General features: G+C 65.4%; 14 protein-coding genes and 2 rRNA genes. 4 read left to right on the top strand and 12 right to left on the bottom strand.

What is annotated here, in order from left to right; all coding sequences use genetic code 11:
• Nucleotides 1–23: 23 nt before the first annotated feature.
• From tpiA to AC1AZA_RS09910, 8 genes are all read right to left on the bottom strand, one after another.
• A complete protein-coding gene (gene tpiA / locus AC1AZA_RS09945; RefSeq protein ID WP_476514502.1) occupies nt 24–1,481 on the bottom strand; it encodes a triose-phosphate isomerase in 1,458 nt (485 codons plus the stop codon).
• Complete coding sequence (locus AC1AZA_RS09940; RefSeq protein WP_476514501.1) at nt 1,481–2,134, bottom strand: histidine phosphatase family protein; 654 nt, start codon at nt 2,132–2,134, stop codon at nt 1,481–1,483. The genes tpiA and AC1AZA_RS09940 overlap by 1 nt, the downstream gene beginning before the upstream one ends.
• Nucleotides 2,135–2,191: 57 nt before the next feature.
• The gene (locus tag AC1AZA_RS09935) at nt 2,192–3,205 is read right to left on the bottom strand and encodes a class II fructose-bisphosphate aldolase (RefSeq protein WP_476514500.1); all 1,014 of its coding nucleotides are present in this window, start codon (nt 3,203–3,205) and stop codon (nt 2,192–2,194) included.
• Nucleotides 3,206–3,485: 280 nt separating this feature from the next.
• Nucleotides 3,486–4,271, bottom strand: coding sequence for an N-acetyltransferase family protein (locus tag AC1AZA_RS09930; protein ID WP_476514499.1), 786 nt, complete (start codon nt 4,269–4,271; stop codon nt 3,486–3,488).
• The gene (locus AC1AZA_RS09925; protein ID WP_476514498.1) at nt 4,271–5,179 is read right to left on the bottom strand and encodes a transporter substrate-binding domain-containing protein; all 909 of its coding nucleotides are present in this window, start codon (nt 5,177–5,179) and stop codon (nt 4,271–4,273) included. The genes AC1AZA_RS09930 and AC1AZA_RS09925 overlap by 1 nt, the downstream gene beginning before the upstream one ends.
• Before the next feature lie 222 nt (nt 5,180–5,401).
• Nucleotides 5,402–6,100, bottom strand: coding sequence for a hypothetical protein (locus AC1AZA_RS09920; protein WP_476514497.1), 699 nt, complete (start codon nt 6,098–6,100; stop codon nt 5,402–5,404).
• A gap of 122 nt (nt 6,101–6,222) precedes the next feature.
• A complete protein-coding gene (locus tag AC1AZA_RS09915) occupies nt 6,223–7,629 on the bottom strand; it encodes a sensor histidine kinase (RefSeq protein ID WP_476514496.1) in 1,407 nt (468 codons plus the stop codon).
• 29 nt (nt 7,630–7,658) lie between these two features.
• A complete protein-coding gene (locus tag AC1AZA_RS09910; RefSeq protein ID WP_476514495.1) occupies nt 7,659–8,414 on the bottom strand; it encodes a response regulator transcription factor in 756 nt (251 codons plus the stop codon).
• A gap of 166 nt (nt 8,415–8,580) precedes the next feature.
• Here AC1AZA_RS09910 and AC1AZA_RS09905 point away from each other — a divergent pair, with 166 nt between their 5' ends.
• On the top strand, nt 8,581–9,507 hold the full coding sequence (locus tag AC1AZA_RS09905; RefSeq protein ID WP_476514494.1) for a hypothetical protein: 927 nt from the start codon (nt 8,581–8,583) through the stop codon (nt 9,505–9,507).
• A 48-nt stretch (nt 9,508–9,555) separates the two neighbouring features.
• On the top strand, nt 9,556–10,362 hold the full coding sequence (locus AC1AZA_RS09900) for a DUF805 domain-containing protein (RefSeq protein ID WP_476514493.1): 807 nt from the start codon (nt 9,556–9,558) through the stop codon (nt 10,360–10,362).
• Between the two features lie 120 nt (nt 10,363–10,482).
• Here the strand turns inward: AC1AZA_RS09900 and AC1AZA_RS09895 are convergent, their stop codons facing one another.
• Entirely contained in the window at nt 10,483–11,748 is a 1,266-nt protein-coding gene (locus AC1AZA_RS09895) for a trans-sulfuration enzyme family protein (RefSeq protein ID WP_476514492.1), read from the bottom strand.
• A gap of 703 nt (nt 11,749–12,451) precedes the next feature.
• Between AC1AZA_RS09895 and AC1AZA_RS09890 the strand changes: the two genes are divergently transcribed.
• Together AC1AZA_RS09890 and AC1AZA_RS09885 are read left to right on the top strand one after the other, a co-directional pair.
• On the top strand, nt 12,452–13,762 hold the full coding sequence (locus AC1AZA_RS09890) for an oligosaccharide MFS transporter (protein ID WP_476514491.1): 1,311 nt from the start codon (nt 12,452–12,454) through the stop codon (nt 13,760–13,762).
• 144 nt (nt 13,763–13,906) lie between these two features.
• A complete protein-coding gene (locus tag AC1AZA_RS09885; RefSeq protein ID WP_476514490.1) occupies nt 13,907–15,457 on the top strand; it encodes a glycoside hydrolase family 32 protein in 1,551 nt (516 codons plus the stop codon).
• 92 nt (nt 15,458–15,549) lie between these two features.
• Here AC1AZA_RS09885 and ileS read toward each other — a convergent pair whose 3' ends face one another.
• From ileS to rrf (AC1AZA_RS09870), 3 genes are all read right to left on the bottom strand, one after another.
• Nucleotides 15,550–18,870 (bottom strand): mupirocin-resistant isoleucine--tRNA ligase, encoded by a 3,321-nt coding sequence (gene ileS / locus AC1AZA_RS09880; RefSeq protein ID WP_476514489.1) that lies wholly within the window; start codon nt 18,868–18,870, stop codon nt 15,550–15,552.
• A gap of 597 nt (nt 18,871–19,467) precedes the next feature.
• Nucleotides 19,468–19,584 (bottom strand): 5S ribosomal RNA (rrf, locus tag AC1AZA_RS09875).
• A 911-nt stretch (nt 19,585–20,495) separates the two neighbouring features.
• Nucleotides 20,496–20,612 (bottom strand): 5S ribosomal RNA (gene rrf, locus AC1AZA_RS09870).
• Between the last annotated feature and the right edge of the window lie 196 nt (nt 20,613–20,808).

Below are 20,808 nucleotides of genomic sequence, written 5' to 3'. Positions count from 1 at the left end.
TTGCAACGCCGCCGGAGCATGATTCACTCGGCGCTGCTCCCTTCGCGGCCCGGGAACCACGGACGGGACTTGTAGCGGTCGATGCCGCGGCGGCGCCACCGACGGTTGTCGGTGTTCGCGTCGCACGACAGGTAGCCCTCCATGAAGTCCCGGCAGAACGTCTCATAGTCCTCGTCGCCGTGGTTCATGAACCGGTAGGCGCGCATGCAGGTGCTGGAGGCGTAGGTCTGCACCAGCCGCGCGCAACGCTCGTCGTGGGTGAGCCGCGGGTCGGATTCCACCAGCCACTGGTCCACCGAGTAGACGCCCTGCACGGCGTCGCGGTCGATGAGCAGCATCATGGCCTCGATGATCTGCCTGCGCGAATCCCAGATGATGTCGCGCAGCATGTCCGGCCCCTCCTCGAGTGCGGAGCCGGCAGCGTCCGCCGCCTCGATGAGGTCCTGCACGGCACGCACCTCCAGCCACGAGAATCCGGCCGTGCGGTAGGCCGCCAATGCGAGGGACAATCGCCATGAGAGCGTATCCGGGAAGTCGCGGGCCACCTGTGCGGCGAGCGCGCGCCGGGATTCGGGAAGTTCCGGGTTCTGGAATTCGCTGAGCTTCATACGTCCCTTGCGCTGGAAGCCGCGGCTGGCCGGACGCTGATGCCTCGTGACCGACGATTCGGCGGTGCGGTGGCAGATCTTGGCGAACGAGCACGGGTCCAGGCTCGCCCCGCCCACCAGAAAGCCGTCGATGTCGTTGAGGCGGATGATCGACGCCGCATTCTCCGGCTTGACCGACCCGCCGTACAGGATGCGTACTGCGGCAGCGATGTCCGCACCGAACCCCGCGTTGATGAAGTCTCGGATGTCCGCGAGCGCCGATTCGATGACGTTGAGATCCGGCACGTTGCCGGTGCCGATGCTCCATACGGGTTCGTAGGCCACCACCACGCGGGTCATGTCCTCGCAGCTCATCTGGCTGACCGCCTCGCCGAGCTGACGCAGCGCATAGTCGATGCCGATGCCATGCTCGCGGCCGGTCCGCGTCTCGCCGATGCACAGGATGGGGCGCATGCCGTTATCGAGCACCACGCGCATCTTCGTGGCGAAGGTGTCGTCGTCCTCCGGGTGATAGCGGCGCTGTTCGGAGTGACCCACGAGCACGTAGCGGCACCCGAGCGCGGAAAGCATGTCCGCGCTGATGTCCCCGGTGTAGGCGCCGGCGGCAATGTCGCTGACGGTCTGTGCGCCCACGTTGAGCCGCCCCTTCATGCCGCGCTCGTCCAGCGTCTCGATGAAGGACTGGAGCGAGGTGAACGGCGGCAGGATGCCGATCTCGGGCCGGTCGAGCGGCTGGCCGGATGCGGCCATGCGTGCCTCCCAAGCATCGTTCATGCCGGAATAGTCAACCATCCATTGGGCCGCCTCGCGGTGGTTGAGGTTCATCTTCCAGTTGCCCACCACGAGGGGCTTGCGGCGCGGGCGCACGGGCATCACAGCCCCCAGTGCTGAATGACGGGCTGGCCCTTGTGCACGCCGAGCACGGAGAACTGGGCGGTGCCGAGTTCGAACGTGCGGCCGGCGATGGCGGGCAGCCCGCACCAGGCAACTGCCACCATGCGCAGGATGTGCGAATGGGCCACGAGCAGCACGTCGCGGCCATCGTCGATGATCGGCCGGACCCGTTCCACCACGCGGCCGGCGCGCGCGTAGACCTCGTCCAGCGTTTCGCCGTCGCCGCCTGCCACGGTCACCGGAGTGCCGTCGGGCAGGCTCTCCACGCGTTCGCCGCCGATCTCGCGCGGCAGCACGGCCGGACCATCCTCCCACAGGTCCCAGTGCCCGCCCATGATCTCGGCGAGCTGGGTGCGGGTGCGGCCCTCCGCGCGGCCGTAGTCCCACTCGTGCAGATCGTCATATACTGCGGCGTCGAGTCCGGCGGCTTCGGCGGTCTGACGGGCGCGCAGCATGGGCGAGACGTACGTGGCGGCGAAGTCCGCAGGGTGCATGGCCTTGACGCGAATGCCGGCGTCCGCGGCCTGTTCCACGCCCTTGGCGGTCAGCGGCACCTCGGCGAGGCCGGTGTGCTGGCCGGACAGCGCCCAGTAGGTCTGGCCGTGGCGGAGCAGATAGAGTTGTCCTGTCATATGGGGTTGCATCTCCTTCGGTGCGGTGTAGATGTACGGTTCCCTGCGTGTCTGCGCTCAGCGGGCCGTGACGGGGTCGAGCACGGAACGGTAATCGACGGCGTCGGCATGGCCGGCGGAGCCGAGCAGCTCGGCCACCTCGGTGACCTTCGCGGCCATCGACTTGCGGCCCGCGGCGTTCCAGTGACGCGGGTCGAAGAACTTCTTGCCCTTGCGGTGCGAGCGCTGCACGCCGTCCGCATCCACGAAGAACTGGTCCACGCCTGCGGTGTAGGCGTACTGGGTGTCCGTGTCCACGTTCATCTTGACCACGCCGTTGGCCACGGCCGCGCGCACGTCGTCATCCGGGGAGCCGGAGCCGCCGTGGAACACGTACAGGTTGCGTTCGCCGGTCTTGGCGGCGATCTCGCTCAGGAGTTCGGGGTGCAGGTCCGGCACGACGGCCGTGCCGTGCGCGTTGCCGAAGGCGACGGCGAGCAGGTAGTCGTCCGCGGTGAGGCCCGCCTCCTCGAAGGTGCGTTGGATCTCCTTGACGTCCTCGGGGGTGGAGAACACGGCCTTGTCGGCCACACCGTCCTCCATGCCGCCCCACTTGCCGCCGGCCTCGACCTCCAGCAGGCCGTCCACGTCCTTCACGAGCGGCAGCAGGCGGCGGATGGTGGCCACGTTGTCGTGGATCTCGTCGTGCGAGCCGTCGAACATGAAGGAGTCGAAGATCTGCTCCTCGCCGGCGTCCTTGAGCACCTTGAGCTCCTTGAGCAGCGGGACGAGCCAGGTATCCACCACGTCGGCGTGGCAGTGGTCGGTGTGGATGGCGATCGGCACGTGGTGGGACTTGCGCAGGTCGCGCAGCAGACGGCCGAGGACGATCGAGCCTTCGACCGGATCGTTCACCGGGCTGGCCTGCTTGGCTGCGCCGATGCTGATCTGGATGAAGCCCGCGGACCGAGCCTCCTCGAGCCCGGCCATGGCGGCGATGCCCGTGTCGAGGTTGCTCACATTGATCGCCGGGTAGGCATACCCGCCCTCATGCGCGTCCTTCAGCAGCCCCTTGAGCGTTTCGGTCGTCATCGTGAATGCCATCGTTCCCTGCTTTCGCTTGTCTCCGCACGCCCAGCCCGCCGAAGGCCACCGCAGATGCGGGTCATGTTACATCGAACATCAACCGACAAGACCCAAGCATAGCCCCATCCGACGTCGGTGCAACACGCCAAGCCACGGTTTGCCAAGCATTCGCACGAATGCGCACGAGCGTGAGCGTTTTCGTGCACATCACCACTTCACGCACACAAACGAACATACTTTTTGTTCGCTTTCGAGGTCCGTTACGCCGCCCGTCCGTCACACAGCATCACCACGACACGGCCGCCCTCTCCCGGTACGCCCGCAATGCGCCATCCAGCGCGTCATCGATCACCGCGCGCGGCACATCCGGCAGCGCAATGATCGGTTCCGGGCGCTGCGGCCTGGGCGATCGCAGATGCTTCTGCATCCACAGCTTGTCGTACCACGTGCCCAGCTTGTATCCCACGCCATATTCGCGTCCCACCGGCACATATCCCTGCGAACGGTGGAATCTCGGGCTCGTGGCGGGCAGATGCGGGTCATGCACGCGCGCGAGCGTCCGTTCCCGTGCGGCGGGGTCGTTAAGATCCGCCAGATCGTCCGACGCACTCACCGTCACCGAGGAGAACAGCTCCACGATGCCCTGATACTTCAGGATCGGCTCCAGCGCCTCGTACAGCAACGGCCCGAGATGCTGGCCGCGGCATTCCTGGCGCAGATAGATGGACGGGTCCGCCGACCATGCGAACGCAGGCCTGTCCCCCATGGGCCTGGCGAACGTGTAGCCGATGATGCGTTCGCCGCCGGGCCCCGGATGGGTCGCCACGATGAATGGGAACCTGCGCTGCACCAGTCGGATGCGCACGGCGAACTCCTCGGCGCTCGGTGCCTCGTATTCAAAGTTCACGGCCACCCCGGCGGCGTACGGGGCGTACAGTTCGGCTATCTGCGCGGCGTCGGCCTCGGTAGCGAGCCGTAGTCCCACGAGCCGCGGATTCACGTCGATCCCGGTCGGCGCCTCCGTGGCTACCGATGCCGCCTGCGTCGCCGATGCCGCCGAATTGCGCTTCATCACTTGAGCCAATTGTCATCGCCTCCGGTCATGTCGTATCCGAGGTATTTGAGGGACAGCTCCTTCATGGTGCCGTTCCTGTAGAGTTCGAGCAGCGCCTTGTCCACGGCGTCGGCGATCTTCCTGCCCTCGTCGGTCTTGGGGAACAGGAAATGCGTGTCGTTGTGCAGCGACTTGAGCAGTCTGCGCTCCTCGTCGGTGGTGGCGATGCTGTCCGGAATGACCAGATAGTCCACGTCCACGCCCAGATCCTTGCCGTAGACCTTCTGATGGAACCGTCCGCCGGTGCCGAAGTCATACACGCCCTGATTGATCTGCCGAAGCAACGTGGCACGGTCGGCGGGCGTGTATTCGATCTTGATCGGATTGTTGGGATACAGCTTGTTGTAGTCCTCCACGAACGTCTGCCAGTTCGACCCGTTGGAATCCGAGGGCACCTTGTATCCGCCGATGTCCGCGAACGTCCTGAACGGATGCTCCTTGGAGAATCCGGGGCGCGTGAGCACCGAGGCCAAGTCCACGTAGTGCGGGTGCTTGGAGAAGATGAACTTCTCCTCGCGCTGCGGCGTGTAGTTGAAGTAGTTCACGCCGATCTGGAACTTGCCGCTGTCCAGCCCGCCTGTGATGCCGGCGAAGTCGACCTTCTCGAAGCGGATGTCGTAGTCGTCGATGAGTTTATCCGCCTCCTTGAGCAAATCGATCTCATAGCCGGCGAACGACCCGTCGGCGTTCACCGTAATCATGGGCGCCGGCTGCCCGCTCGTTGCGGCGACGATGGTCTTCACCCCGGCCGCAGTCGCCTTCCCCTCGCCGGACGCATCCCCCACCTGGCCTCCGCAGCCCGAGGCCAGTATCAGCAGTCCCGCCGTCAATGCACCCAATACGCGCTTCACTCCATGCAATGCCATGTAAATCCCCTTCTCGATTGATGGCAACTCACCGTGCCGGCCAACCGGTCCGGCAGGTTGGATGCCACTGTACGGTACGCACGGGGGCGAAACGCGTGCCGGATTATCGCCGTTGCTTTGAGCAGCCTATCGGCGGTAAGGTTTGCGCCGCCTTGATAGCACCCCATAAGCCGAGCCGGCGACGCCACGCTGCGGTCACCGAATTCCCTTGACGCTCACGACTCACGACCGCCTACCACCGCGCCGAATGATGATGAGCTCGCCGCCCTCGGGGTCGGTCAGATCCGCATTCGCCGCGCTCTTGAGCGCATAGTCGGCCCTGACATCGCGGTTGAACACGAGCGGATCCACACTGCGGTTCGCTTCGAGCGGCCGGCCGGTCACTTCGCGGATCAACTTGCCGTCGATCGTGCCGTGACCGCTGCCGGCATCCTCCAGGAACGGGTCAAACGCCAGTATGCGGCCGCGCTCTACGCCGGTCAGCAGCAGGTAGTGCCCGTTGCTCCCATGCCACACGCGGGCGATCGCCGCAGCGCGCCCTTGCTCGGCCCCCTCACCGTTGCCCTCCAGCAGTCGGAACGCCTCGGACCCCGGCGCCAGCGAGGCACGGGGACCGCGCAGGATCGCCGTGACGATAGGAAAACCGGACGCCCTTCCGTACCTATCGAGATAGCGGGCCACGTGCCGCATCGCCTGATGCGACGTGCCGAGCTTGCCCAGCCCGCCGTCCTCGTCGAAGTCGTCCAGCGTGCGCTCGTAGACGGCCCGCAGCAGTTCCGGAGGTATCTCCTCGCGCTCGTACAGGAAGCGCAGCGCATTGACCCACGTGGTCGGCCCGCAGTCGTACCGGGTCATCTGATAGATCAGCGGCGTTCTCATGGAGGCTCCCTTCTCAGGCATGGTTTCAATGCTGTCAGGCATGTTGGCCAACATGCTACCGTTCCACGCGGCGGACTCGCCCCGCAAGCCATAGCGGTTGCCTATCGGACGCCATAAATCCCCGCACGGCGTTGCAAGACCGATCGCCGTCGACCCCGGTGCCGTCATGCCGGAATCGTGGCGGCAAGGGACCATTCACGGCCCGTTTCGCCGCCCGTCACGGCGTCCGGATCGCAGTCGGGTTCGGCGGCAACGCTCAGCGATCCGCCCAGCCGCTCGATGCGCCTGCGGTATCGCTCCAGCCCGGTGCCACCGGACAGCGCGGAACCACCGGAACGAGCCGCCGCCGTATCCGCCAACGCCACGTCCGCACCGGACCGGGACAGGCGCACGGTGAGCACGTACCCATCGGCGGGATCGGCATGTCGGGCGATGTTGGCGTACAGTTCTCCGAGCAAGCCGTCGAGCAGTTCGCGCGCCTCGCCGCCGAGCCTCGCATCGGACTGCGCCGCAACGATCGTCTGTCCGTCGAATCCCAGCGCCCTGAGCCGCCGTTCCTCACGTTCGCACCGTTGCCGGATCCCCACAACGACACTGTCGACAACGGCAGCGCCAGCAACGGAGGAATCACAGCCGTCCGGCACATCGGCCATGGCGCGTCCGGCGGCATCGGCGGCACCGACGCCGGCACCCGCTTCTTCTTCCAGCAGGGCGATGACCTCGTGCGTGCGGTCGAGCGCCTTGGCCGCCGCAGCGCGCAACTCGCGCAACTCGTCCGGACTGACCGCACGCCCGTCCGCAATGTCCCGGTCCAACCGCAGGATCACGTAGGCCAAATCGTTCGACACATAGTCGTGGATGTCCCGTGCGGCCCGCTCGCGCTGCCTGCGCAAACGCAGCCCCGACTCCATGCGGTCCCGCTCCTGCCCCCAGCGCACCGCAAAGCCGCCGAGCAGAAACCCCGCGAACAGCACCGCCACGGACACCGCACCGTTGAGCGTGACCGCGCCGAGGATCGTGTGCCCGACGGCCTCACTGGCCAATCTCTCCGGTTCGGCGGACGGCACGGTCCCCGCCGGTATATCCGCCGTATCCGCGACCGACATCGACGAGCCGCCGCGGCCGAACAGCAACGCGCTCATATCCAGCCCGCTGCGCGTTCCCACCCAGACCACGATCGCCGCAACCGCCGCCGCCACGCCCACGCCACGCCGCACGTAGCCGAGCACGCCTACCGCCAGCAATGCGCCCAGCAGCGCCGCGGACGGCAATGCCATTGGGCTCGTGCACAATGCCATCCACCACAGCAGAACCGCCGCGGAACCGCTTGCCGGCCGGAACGCGGCGCACGCCATCAGCCCCGTCAGCGCGAATGCGCACAGAGCGTCCGGCAACGCCGGCCCGGAGCCGCCGAGCCGCATCACGGTCTCCGCGGCACATGCCAACGCCAGCGCCGCGTACGCCATGGACAGCCACGCATTGCCGGCTGCGCGGTCGGCCTTTTGCATCCGCACGGCCCAGCTACGGATTGCGTCGGCGCAGTCGCCCAATCCGTCTGTCCGGTCCTTCATCTGCGACACCGTTCGCTCCCTCGCCTTCATCAGAACTCATGCCTCCGCACGCAGATCGAAATGGCATGCGAACGGGATCTTGCCCCCAACTTGCCCAGCGCCCGACGTTCGAACGTGGCGATCGTGGGCACGCCCACGCCCATGGCGGCGGCGATCTCCCTGGTGCTCTCCCCGTCCGCGTACCGGCGTAGCGTCTCGCGCTCCTTGGCGGACAGCGCCCCGGCATTGCGCGCCCTCGGACCGCCGGCGAGCGCCGCATCCTCCAGCAACGCATGCGCGTCCACCGCGTCGAGGAATACCTGCCGATCAAGGCTGCGCGAACCCGCGTCTTCCCGCTCGACACCGTTCGAGCGGACTGCAGGGGATCGGTCCTGCTCCGCGTCCGGCACGTACCGCAGTCCCCGCGCGGCACGGCGAATCGCCTCGGCCAATCCATGCAGGTCGGTCTTGCCCACCAGCGCCTGGGCGCCGCAGCGCGCAGCCTCGTCGCGGAACGCATCCAACGCGTACGAGGTGATGGCCACCAATCCCACGTTCGGCGTCTTCGTACGGATCGCACGGCACACCTCGGTGCCGGCCACGTCCCGCAGCGACATATCCGTCACCAGCACGTCCGGGCGACGCGCCGGGCTCAGGCAGCGGCGGATCGCGACCGCGCCGAGTTCCGTGGTCCATGCCACGGCGAACCGCGGATCCAGCCGCACGATCATCGCTTCCAGAATCTTCAGCGCATACGGATCGTTGTCCAGTACGCCGACGCCTATCACGGCCTTTCCCTCGCCCATCACACCCCTTCCCCGCGGAGATCCACGCACATGGCAATTCCATGGCGCGCACGGCCTCCATGCCGCGGGACGTCATTGCCGTCATGACAATCGTAGCTTTTGCGAAGCCCGGCATGCCACACTGGTAGAGAAAAGATACATGAAAGGCCACAGGGAGGTGGTCACGATGAGCAGGAACGATGCCCCGCAGAGCCAGCACCGCCGCCGGTGGCTGCGCACGTATGCGATCGCCATGACGGGGCTGGCCGCCTTTCTGATTCTCGCAGGGATGCTCACCGCTTGGAACGTGTATGCATCGAGTGCGGACCCCACGTTCGCTCTGGCAACGTCCGGGTCGGTGCCCGACTGGTGGCGCGCCACCATGCTGTGCGGTGGGATCGGCCTAGCGCTGGGAAACCTCGTCGTCGGCGCATTGCGCACCGGGACGCCCGCCACGCCGGCCACGGGCGCCGCCGCGTTCTGGGCCGTCATCTTCGTCGTGCAGGCGGCGTACGGCGTGAGCGGCGCGTTCCCGGCGGACAATCTGGCCAATGCCACGATCATGGCGCTGTGGTTCGCCGCCGCCGCGTTCCTGCCGTACGCGATCGGCCGGTACGGGCTGCGCCGGCTGGCGGTCGAGCCGAATCCCGCCACGCGCACCGGCCGAATGTTGCTCCGATCGCGACGCAATCCCATCGAAACCGGCTGCTGGATAGCCCTGGCATGCCTCTACGGCCTGCTGGCATGGCTGTGGAGCATCGACCAATACGGATGGGCCACGGCCCTGTACCTGATTGCCGCGAACACGGTCGGCATGCTGGCCATCGCGATCATCGCCGCGGCGGCGAACGCCAAGCCATGGCGTCTGGTCGCGGTCGGATTCGTCGCGCAGGCTGCGGCCTCCGTCGCCCTCATCGACCCGATCTACACCGACGGGTGCCCGACTTACGTTCAGACCGGCAGTTGCATGGCACTGCCGAACGGATGGGATCTGTACCTCGACGATCTGCCGGCGATCGCCACGTACTGCGGCATACCGCTGGCGGGCGCGCTGATCGGCCTCGCCATCGGCACGGCAGTCCGCATGGTCGCCCGCCGGCGTGGCCGCATGTAGACTGGGACATGGGAGGCGCTTGAGGGACCGTCATCGAAAGAGGGTCCCATGACCAACGACGTCCAATTCCCGAATCCGCCCATCCAAGGTTCCTTCCAAGGCGCCCATGCCGACGTTCCGCCCGTGCCGCAGCAGCAGGCACCCGCAGCGGGCACGCAATCCTGGAGCACGCAACCCCGGGAGACGCCCGGGTTACAATCCGGCTACGCTCCCGGGCCTGTTCCCGGATGCACCATGGCCACGCAATATGCCTCGTCCGCACAATATGGCTCGGCCGCTCAGGAGGCCCCGACCGTTCAGCGTCCGCCGCAATACCGGCCCGCACCGGTTCCTGCGACCCATGCATCGCAGTGGTTGCCCCTGCCCAGCTGTACGTTCGCCGAGGCCGTCAAGCGGTTCTTCGTCGGCTACGTGCGGTTCGACAGCCGGTCCAGCCGCCGCGAGTTCTGGTATTCCTACCTGTTCGTGATGATGGTCTCCGCCACGCTGGCCTTCACCACCATCACGACCCTGCCCGCCATCGCCACGCTATGGTCCGCCGCAACGGCGATTCCCATGCTGGCCGTCGGCGCCCGCCGGCTGCACGATTCCGGGCGTAGCGCCGTCCCCCTTGCGGTGAACACCGTGCTTACGATGGTTTCTGCGGTCGCCAGCGTCGTCAGCGGCATTCTGTTCATGGCCGTCGCTCTCACGTTCACCAAGGGACCGGAGAATTCTCCCTTCGACGAGCTCACACTTGACTTGCTGATGGGCATATTCGCGGTCAGTGCGATCACTGCGATCGCCATGTTCGTCTGGTACGTGTGGATGATGACCCGTCCCAGCGACCCTGCGGCTACCCGCTGGGACCGTTGAACGCCCGCGTACACCCCGCAACTGCATATAGTGTGCAAGATTTTGCCGGGGCGCACGCATCCATTCGCATGGTGCGCAGTCGCAGGCGCCAGAGCCGAAGCACGCCCGGCGGAATGCCCGCTACGACAGGACCTGCACCTTGACCGGTACGGTTTCGGCGGTTTCGACCGAGCCGGCCGTCTCCGTCGATGCATTGCCGGCGGCAACGGCGTTGCTGGCCTCCCGCTCGTTGCGCTCCCTGCCGGCCACGGCCAGCGCCTGACCGAGGTCGTCCAGAAGGTCGGCCGCATCCTCGATGCCCACCGCCAGACGGATCAGCCCGTCGGTGATGCCGATCTTGAGGCGTTCCTCGCGCGGTAGCTCGAAGTGGGTCATGCGCGCCGGGAATTCGGCGAGCGACTCCACCGCGCCGAGGGACACGGCCAGACGGAACACCTTGAAGTTGTTGAGCACGGTTCCCGCGCTCACGCCGTCCTTGACCTCGAACGACAGGACGCCGCTGGCACCGTTGAGCTCGCGCTCGGCCAGCGCATGGCCGGGATCGGATTCCAGTCCCGGGTAGTGCACGGCGGCCACGAGCGGATGACGCTTGAGGTAGCGCGCCAGCTTGAGCGCGTTCTCCTGCTGGCGGTCCATGCGCAGGGCGAGGGTCTGGATGCCCTTGCGCACCGAATCGCATTCGGCAGGCGCCAGCACCGCGCCGAGCCGGTTCTGCACGAAGTAGATGCGGCTGGCCAGTTCGGCGTCGCGCACCACCACGAGTCCGGCCACCACGTCGGAGTGCCCGGCCAGATACTTGGTGGCGGAGTGTAGCACCACGTCCGCACCCAGATCGAGCGGACGCTGCAGGTACGGGGTCACGAACGTGTTGTCCACGATGGCGATCGCATTGTGGGCGTGGGCGAGCGCGGCGAGCGACTGCACGTCGTTGACCTTGAGCAGCGGGTTGGTGAGCGTCTCGAAGTACACGGCCTTGGCATCCGGCTTGGCGAGCGCACGGCTCACGGCCACCGGGTCCTGCGTGTCCACGCCGTCCACCTTGAGCCCCCAACGGCTGAAGTGCTCGTTGAGCTGCGAGTAGGTGCCGCCGTAGATGTCCTTGCTCACCACGATGCGGTCGCCGGGCTGGAAGATGGACAGCACCGCATGGATGGCGGCGAGGCCCGACGCGAAGGCGAAGCCGCGTTCGCCGTGCTCGAGCTGCGCGATCTGGCTTTCCAGGAACTCGCGGGTCGGGTTGCCGCTGCGCGCATAATCCCAACGGGGCATGGCGTCAACCGACTCGAACGTGTAGGTGGAAGAGTTGTAGATGGGCGGGTTGACGGCACCGGTCTCGTTGTCGTTGACCGGAACGCCGTGAACCAGCTGGGTGTTGAACCTTGCCATGGCATCCCCCTTTCGGATTGCTGCGGAGTATTGCGGATCGCTGTCGGCAAGCTCGCGGGAGCTTGTGGTTACGACGCTAACGCACCGCCGGGCGCCATGCCAAGCCGAAGCGCATACATATAACTTATAGAGGGCTCAAAACCGTTGGAACGATTGGGATTCCACGCTCCGGAAACCTGTAGCGCGAGAGGTCGGGGAGCGCCCGCTTTCCGCGCCAACGAAGCGGGTCGGCACATCAGCGGCCGGCACCGCCACGCCACGCCCACCGCCACACCACGTTCGTCGGCGCCAGCGACCACACCCGCGTCCGCACCAGCAGCCACATCGCGGAAACGGCACGTGGCCAGCCGCCGCAGCCGCCATCCTCCCTCCCGCGACACGCCGATCGAGCCGACGCCGCACGCAACCCGGGAAATGCCGTTCCCGCACCGTTCCGCCATTGCAGCGTTGTACCCCATCACCGATCGCGCAATACCAGACGTCAATCGATTTACGTCAATCGTTTTATCTGCTATGATGAAACCGACACAACTACCACGGGTCCGGCAGGGCAGCCACCCCCGCACCCCCACGCAGCATCGCGTCAAACCGGTTCGACGCACGGCAGCGCCGCACCGCGACAACACCCATCGGCATCGCCCGGCGCAGCACCGCGTCGGCCAAACAACACAACGCCAAACACAAGAGACAAGGGACAACAACAATGGCAACGAAGACAACGTCGTCACTCTGGAGGAACCCCTCCTACCTGCAAAGCTCCTTCGGCATCTTCATGTTCTTCTGCTCGTGGGGCATCTGGTGGTCGTTCTTCCGCATCTGGCTCGAATCCATCGGTCTGACGGGCACCGAGGCGGGCACCATCTACTCCATCAACTCCGCCGCCACCATGATCATCATGTTCGCGTACGGCATCATCCAGGACCAGCTCGGCATCAAGCGTCAGCTCGTCATCGCAATCTCCGTGGTCGCGGCGCTCGTGGGCCCATTCGTCCAGTTCTTCTACTCGCCCATGATCGCGGCCGGCGGCACCCAGCGCTGGATCGGCGTGCTCGTCGGCTCCGTCGTCCTGTCCGCGGGCTTCATGGCCGCCTGCTCGCTGTTCGAGGCCGTCACCGAACGTTACGGTCGCAAGTTCGGCTTCGAATACGGCCAGTCGCGCGCCTGGGGCTCCTTCGGCTACGCGATCGTGGCACTGTGCGCCGGCTTCATCTTCAACATCAACCCGATGATCAACTTCTGGATCGGCTCCATCTGCGGCCTCGGCATGCTGTGCGTCTACGCCTTCTGGGTGCCGGCCGAGCAGAGGGAGGAGCTAAGGAAGGCCGCAGACCCGAATGCCGAGCGCACCAGCCCCTCCCTCAAGGAAATGGTCCGCGTGCTGGGCATGCCCACCCTGTGGATCCTCATCGTCTTCATGCTGCTCACCAACACGTTCTACACCGTGTTCGACCAGCAGATGTTCCCCACCTACTACGCCTCCCTGTTCCCGACCAAGGAGATCGGCACCGCCACCTACGGCACGCTCAACGGCATCCAGGTGTTCGTCGAGTCCGCCATGATGGGCGTCGTCCCTATCATCATGAAGAAGATCGGCGTGCGCAACTCCCTGCTGCTCGGCGCGTTCGTGATGTTCGCCCGCATCGGCTTGTGCGGCGTCTTCCACGATCCGATCACCGTCTCGATCGTCAAGATGTTCCACTCCATCGAAGTGCCGCTGTTCTGCCTGCCGGCGTTCCGCTACTTCACCCTGCACTTCGACACGAAGCTGTCCGCCACGCTGTACATGGTCGGCTTCCAGATCGCCTCGCAGGTGGGTCAGATCATCTTCTCCACCCCGCTCGGCGCCCTGCACGACCACATGGGCGACCGCCCGACCTTCTTCACCATTTCGGGCATCGTGCTCGCGGCCCTCGTCTACGGATTCTTCGTGATCAAGAAGGACGATCAGGAAGTGGGCGGCGACCCGTTCTACACGGATGCGCAGCTCAAGCGCATGGAAGCGGCCAAGGCCTGAGCCGCACCGGCCGCACCGCACCGCGCGAACCAAACCACACTTGGCATCCGGGGTCTTTCCCCTTGTCCGCCCCGGATGCCATCTTCCCCCGCAGGACAAGGCCACATCGGACGCACGCGCCGAACCCTCACGAAAGGCTTCACCATGACCGATTTCACCCCCGTCTACACGCCCATCCACGACCACGCCGAGGAGCTCGCCAAGGCCGAGGCCGGCGTGGCCAAGCTCGCGGCGGTCCGCAACGACCGCTGGTACCCGAAGTTCCACATCGCCTCGAACGGCGGCTGGATCAACGACCCGAACGGACTGTGCTTCTTCGCCGGTCGCTGGCACGTCTTCTACCAGCTGCACCCCTACGGCACCCAGTGGGGCTCCTGCCACTGGGGTCACGTCTCCAGCGCGGACATGCTCACGTGGCGCCGCGAGCCGATCGCCTTCGCCCCGAGCCTCGAGCAGGAGAAGGACGGCGTGTTCTCCGGCTCCGCGATCGTGGGCGACGACGGCAAGCTGCGCTTCTACTACACCGGCCACCGCTGGGCCAACGGCCATGACGGGTCCGACGGCGAATGGCAGGTGCAGATGCTCGCCGAGCCGGACGACGACACGCTGAACACCGTCACCAAGCGCGGCATGGTGGTCGACTGCCCGCGCGAGAAGGTGTGGTCGCATTTCCGCGATCCGAAGGTCTTCAAGGCGGACGGCACGTGGTACATGGTCTTCGGCGTCTCCTCGGCGGACAGGCGCGGCCAGATGTGGCTGTACACCTCCGAGGACATGGTGGAGTGGACGTTCAAGCGCGTGCTCTTCCAGCACCCGGATCCGGACGTGTTCATGCTCGAATGCCCGGACTTCTTCCCCGTCACGGACAAGGACGGCAACGAGAAGTGGGTGATCGGCTTCTCCGCCATGGGCTCCAGGGCGCACGGCTTCATGAACCGCAACGTCAACAACGCCGGATACATGATCGGCACGTGGGTGCCCGGCGAGGAGTTCCAGCCGGAGACCGAGTTCCGCCTGTGGGACTGCGGCCACAACTTCTACGCACCGCAGTCGTTCATTGCCCCGGACGGCCGCCAGATCATGTACGGCTGGCTGAGTCCGTTCGTCCAGCCCATCCCGATGGAGTCCGACGGCTGGTGCGGCAACCTCACCCTGCCGCGCGAGATCACGCTGGGCGACGACGGCGACATCCATACCGCCCCGGTGGCCGAGATGGCCGGCCTGCGCGAGCAGACGTTCGACCATGGCGAGATCACGCTGGGCGTCAACGGCGAGCAGATCATTTCGGACGATGCCGAGGCCGTGGAGATCGAGATGACGATCGATCTCAAGGACTCCACCGCCGAGCGCGCGGGCCTGCGCGTGCATGCCACGCCGGACGGCTCGTACACGTCCGTCGCCTATGACGATCAGATCGGCCGCGTGGTGATCGATCGCGCCGCCAATGCGCTCGGAGACCGCGGCTACCGCGCCGCGCCCCTCTCCCCCGCCGAGCTCGCCGCCGATGAGCTCCGGTTGCGCGTCTACGTGGACCGCGGCAGCGTGGAGGTATACGTCAACGACGGCAGCCAGGCCCTGAGCTCCTACAGCTTCCCGACCGAGGGCCCTCGTGCCGTCAAGCTGGTCGCCGAGTCCGGCACGCTGCACGTGACGAGTCTCAAGCTCCATCACATGAAGTCCATCGGCTTGGAGTAGGTCGATAATCGCATATTTGTGATAATGCGCATCTGAGACGCCGAAATGCGGTGCTCAGATGCGCATTATCACAAATATGCCGTCGATGACGCTCAGGCCTTGGCGACCTTCACGTTCAGCTCGTCGCCGGGGGTGATCGTCAGCGCGGCGGGATCGGCCACGAGCGTCTCTCGGGCGATAAGCTCGCGGAACTGCTCGACCTTCGGCGCGTCGGCGGCCGGCACGGTCAGGTTGAGGCTGATGCGGTCGGCGATGTCCAGATCGGCGGCCTTGCGGGCGTCCTGCACGGCGCGGATCACGTCACGGGCGTAGCCCTCCGCCTCCAGATCCGGGGTCAGGGCCGTGTCGAGGATCACGAAGCCGCCGGTCGGCAGAGCCGCGGAGACGGACACCGACTGCTCGGCGGCGTTCTCCTCCTCCACACGGTTGATCAGCTCGTACTCGCCCTCAACCAGCGAGAGCTCGCCGGACGGGGTCTCAACGACCGGAGCGCCGTCCGCACCCACGTGCCATGCACCGGACTTGGACGCCTTGATGGCGAACTGCACCTGCCTGCCGAGCCTCGGGCCGGCCGCGCGGGCGTTGACCTTGAGCTCGTGCACGATCTTCAGGCCGTTCTGGGCGGCGTCCTCCAGCGTGGACAGCTCGATGTCCTTGACGTTGAGCTCGGACTTGAGAATCTCCTCGTACGCCTCCACGGCCGCGGTGTCCTCCACCACGACGGTGAGCTTGGACAGCGGCTGGCGCACGCGGATCTTGGCACCCTTGCGCAGGGACAGGGTGGCGGAGACGACCTCGCGCACCTTCTCCATGGCGTCGACCAGCTTCGGATCATCCACGAGCACGCGGCCCAGTTCGGTCGACTCGGCGTCCGGATCGCCGCCCACGGTCAGGAACGGCCAATCGGCCAGATGCACGGATTCGCCGCCCGTCAGGCCGCGCCACACGGACTCCGCCTCCATCGGGGCAAGCGGGGCGAGCACGCGCATGAACGCCTCAAGCACGGTGTACAGCGTGTTGAACGCGTCGGCGTCCTCGTTCCAGAAGCGGTCGCGGTTGTTGCGGATGTACCAGTTGGTGAGCACGTCGATGAAGTCGGCGGCCTCGTCGCAGGCGTCGGAGATCGCGAACGTGTCAAGCGAATGCTGCACGGATGCGACCAGACGGCGGGTGCGAGCCAGCAGGTAGCGGTCCATCTCGGGCAGTCCGGCGACCTCCTCCGGCTTCAGGGCGCGGGCGTCAAAGCCCTTGCCGCCGTTGGCCGCGTTGGCGTACAGCGTGAAGAAGTAGTAGGAGCTCCACACCGGCAGCATGATCTGGCGGACCGTGTCGCGAATGCCCTCGGCGGTGACGATGAGGTTGCCGCCGCGCAGGATCGGCGAGCTCATGAGGAACCAGCGCATGGCGTCGGAACCGTACTTGTCGAACACGCCGTTGACGTCCGGGTAGTTCCTCAGGTGCTTGGACATCTTCTGGCCGTCGGAGCCGAGCACGATGCCGTGGCAGATCACATTCTTGAACGCCGGACGGTCGAACAGGGCGGTCGCCATGACGTGCAGCAGGTAGAACCAGCCACGGGTCTGGCCGATGTACTCCACGATGTAGTCGGCGGGGAAGTGCTGCTCGAACTTCTCCTTGTTCTCGAACGGATAGTGGAACTGCGCGAACGACATGGAACCGGACTCGAACCAGCAGTCGAGCACGTCGGTGATGCGGTGCATGTGCGACTTGCCGGTCGGGTCGTCCGGGTTGACGCGGGTCAGGTTGTCGATCCACGGACGGTGCATGTTGACGTTGCCATCCTTGTCGCGCGGATAATCGCCGAAATCGCGCTTGAGCTCCTCAAGGGAGCCGTACACGTCCACGCGCGGGTACTTCGGGTCGTCGGACACCCACACCGGGATGGGCGAGCCCCAGAAGCGGTTGCGGGAGATGGACCAGTCGCGCGCGTTGGCCAGCCACTTGCCGAACTGGCCGTCCTTGACGTTCTCCGGAATCCAGTTGATCTGCTGGTTGAGCTCGAGCAGACGCGGCTTGATCTTGGTGACGGACACGAACCAGGAGCTCACCGGCTTGTAGATGAGCGGGGTGGCGCAGCGCCAGCAGTGCGGGTAGGAGTGCACGTAGCTCTTCTCCTGGAAGAGGATCGCACGCTTGTCCTCGTCGATCTGGGCGAGCGGGCCGTCGCCGGCACGCAGGTTCCTGAGGATCGGCAGGTTGGCGTCGAACACGAACATGCCCTCGTAGTCCGGGCACTGCGCGGTGAAACGGCAGCCTTCGTCGAGCACGTCGGTGCTCTTGATGCCCTTGGCGTTGAGGGTGTTCATATCGTCCTCGCCGTAAGGTGCCTGATGCACGAGGCCGGTGCCCTCGACGGTGTCGACATAGTCGGCAGTGAAGATCGTGTAGCCGTTCGGTCCGGGGATGTGGCCCTCGGACTCGGCGGTCTCGCCGGCGAAATACGGGAAGACCGGCCAGTAACGGCGACCGGCGAGCTCGGAGCCCTTGAGCTCGCGCACCACCTCGTAGTTCTCGCCGAGCTCCTTGGCGTAGTGCGGCAGCAGATCCTTGCCGAGGTAGAACTTCTTGCCGGCGAACTTGCCTTCGGTGGGCTTGACCTCCACGTAGTCGATGTCTGCGCCGACCACGATCGCGAAGTTGGTCGGAACGGTCCACGGGGTGGTGGTCCAGAAGACGGCGTAGGCGTCCTCGTCGCGCAGCTTGACGGCTACGGAGACGGTGGTGTCCTGACGGTCCTGATACACGTCAGCGTCCATGCGCAGCTCGTGCGCGGACAGCGGCGTGCGGTCCTTCGGGCAGTACGGCAGCACGCGGTAGCCCTGATAGGCGAGGCCCTTGTCGTAGAGCTGCTTGAAGGCCCACATCACGGACTCCATGTACGGGATGTTCAGGGTCTTGTAGCCGTGCTCGAAGTCGACCCAGCGGGCCTGACGGTGCACGTAGTCCTGCCACTCATGCGTGTACTTGAGCACGGAGGCGCGGCAGGCGTCGTTGAACTTGTCGATGCCCATCTTCTCGATCTGATCGACCGAATCGATGCCGAGTTCCTTCTGCGCTTCGAGCTCGGCGGGCAGGCCGTGGGTGTCCCAGCCGAACACGCGGTTGACCTTGTGGCCCTTCATGGTCTGGTAGCGCGGGATCACGTCCTTCGCGTAGCCCGTGAGCAGGTGGCCGTAGTGCGGCAGACCGTTCGCGAAGGGCGGGCCGTCGAAGAACACGAACTCGTTCTGGCTGTGATCGCCGGAGGGCCTGCGCTCCACGGACTTGTTGAAGGTGTCGTCCCTGTCCCAGTAGTCAAGGACGGTTTCCTCCATGTGGGGGAAGCTGGGGTTCGGCGCGACGTGCGCGGTCTCGCCGCCCTCGTTCGCCTTGGGATATACGTTGTCGCTCACCGCTCGTTCTCCTCGTGACGTGAGTCTTCGTTGTTCCACTCACGAGGACGACAGGTGCGCTATACCGGTCACGCCCACCGCGGTACCACCTCGCTTGCCGTACGCCGCGTTTTGACTGCTTGCCGCCGCGTACGACCACTTGCGACCGGCTGTCTCGGGCCGGACCCGTCGGTTCTACTGAGCCGCACGACGTGACATGACTGGCATGCGCGCCGATTGGCCGTTCTTCCGAGAGCTCCCCGCTGATGACGGATCGATGCTCAACAGCACCATAGTGTACACCGTCCCGGGAACGGACGACGTGCCGTATTCGTCTTCGTGGTCGCTTTCGTTTGCGTCTTCGTTTGCACTCGATCGGTCCAACCTGTGCCCCTGTCCGTGCAGGTTGGACCGATTGAGCGAAACGGACCCTGCGGAGGACGTCTCAGTGGACTCCGCATCAGGAAAGGCCGGGCGGGATGATCGAACTAACCACCAACACGCCGACGACACACGCGAATAAGACCCAAGTTTCTTTACTTAACCCCTTAACCCGCTTCCCAATGGTCGCAGAAAAACAAAACCCGCGGGGCCATTCCCGCGGGTTATAACGAGTAAATGCGGCGACGTGCTACTCTCCCACACCCTCTCGAGTGCAGTACCATCGCCGTGTCAGGCCTTAGCTACCGGGTTCGGAAAGGGACCGGGCGTTTCACCTGAGCCATGATCACCGCAAGAGATAAATATACACGCACTTCCCATGGACGCAAAATACGGCGTGTCGCGCTCGGGAATTGCGTGGGGCCGCACGGTTTCCGGCATGCCCCGCCCATCGAATGGGAAACTCACGCCGCCCCTCAATGCCGGACAGACGCAAGTTCGGAGTGCCGATTCGTCGCGTCTTGCTTGAACAGCCGGAAACGGTTGACGAGGACACGGAACACCTCTCGCTGCAGAAGCCATTCGTCATGCCTGGACCACATCGACGGTTCCCGACGATGAAATCCACTTTCCGGACAATTATCCGCCGAGTACGAGGCAGGAGATGGAGTTGGCGCGATTGGTGCCATACCGCCGATACGGCCCGATGAAGACCGCCGTCTCCAATCCTGTCCGAAATCAAGATGGCTGGCGGGCGCTACCGACAGCGAAAGACCGGGATCGACGGAAAATACCTTGCATGACGCTTGGAATTATCCCGGATGGAAAGAGGAATCCACCTACTCTAAACAGCAGGTGCGCATCCTCGAAATCGTCCATCGGATCGTACAGTTTGCCGCCGGTCCCCGTTGCGTTGCATGGCATCGGATCGGTTGGTTGCTCCTGTCCGTCCAACCTACAGCATGACGTCGATAGCGGCGTTCGCTGCCCCCTGTACAGCCCGGACCCCCGGCAGGACACCGGCCCGCCCTATGCGTCCGACGGAATACGGTAAGCAATGGTGCGCGTTCGTGTCGTTGAGCATGCAACCGGGTAAATGCCAGAAACGCCCATTGGGAAACGACCATGGATCCGGGACAATCATCAACGACACCAACACCCCTGAGACAGTACAAGCCGCCGATGACCGGCATGCATGGCACCGTCCGCCCTCCCCGGGGTATAAAAAATGGGGGTGTCGTGTAAGACACCCCCTGAAAGTGTATTTGCGGCGGTGTGTTACTCTCCCACACTCTCTCGGGTGCAGTACCATCACCGTGCCAGGCCTTAGCTACCGGGTTCGGAAAGGGACCGGGCGTGACCCCTGGGCCATGACCACCGCAAAAACCAACGCATGGTGGCGGTCCGGGAACCGGACAATGGACGCGAGCAACCCTCGTTGCCGACCGTTGTGTGAAGCACGCTTGTGCTCCGTGCCGCAGACGAATCCGACGCCCAACCATCCCACGCACACGCACTCCCGGAAGAAGGCGTGTGTCGTGTTGGCGTTCCCCCATTAGTACCGGTCAGCTCCACCGC

The sequence above is a fragment of the Bifidobacterium sp. LH_389 genome (assembly GCF_056357235.1).
This window is presented reverse-complemented; position numbering and strand designations above follow the sequence as displayed.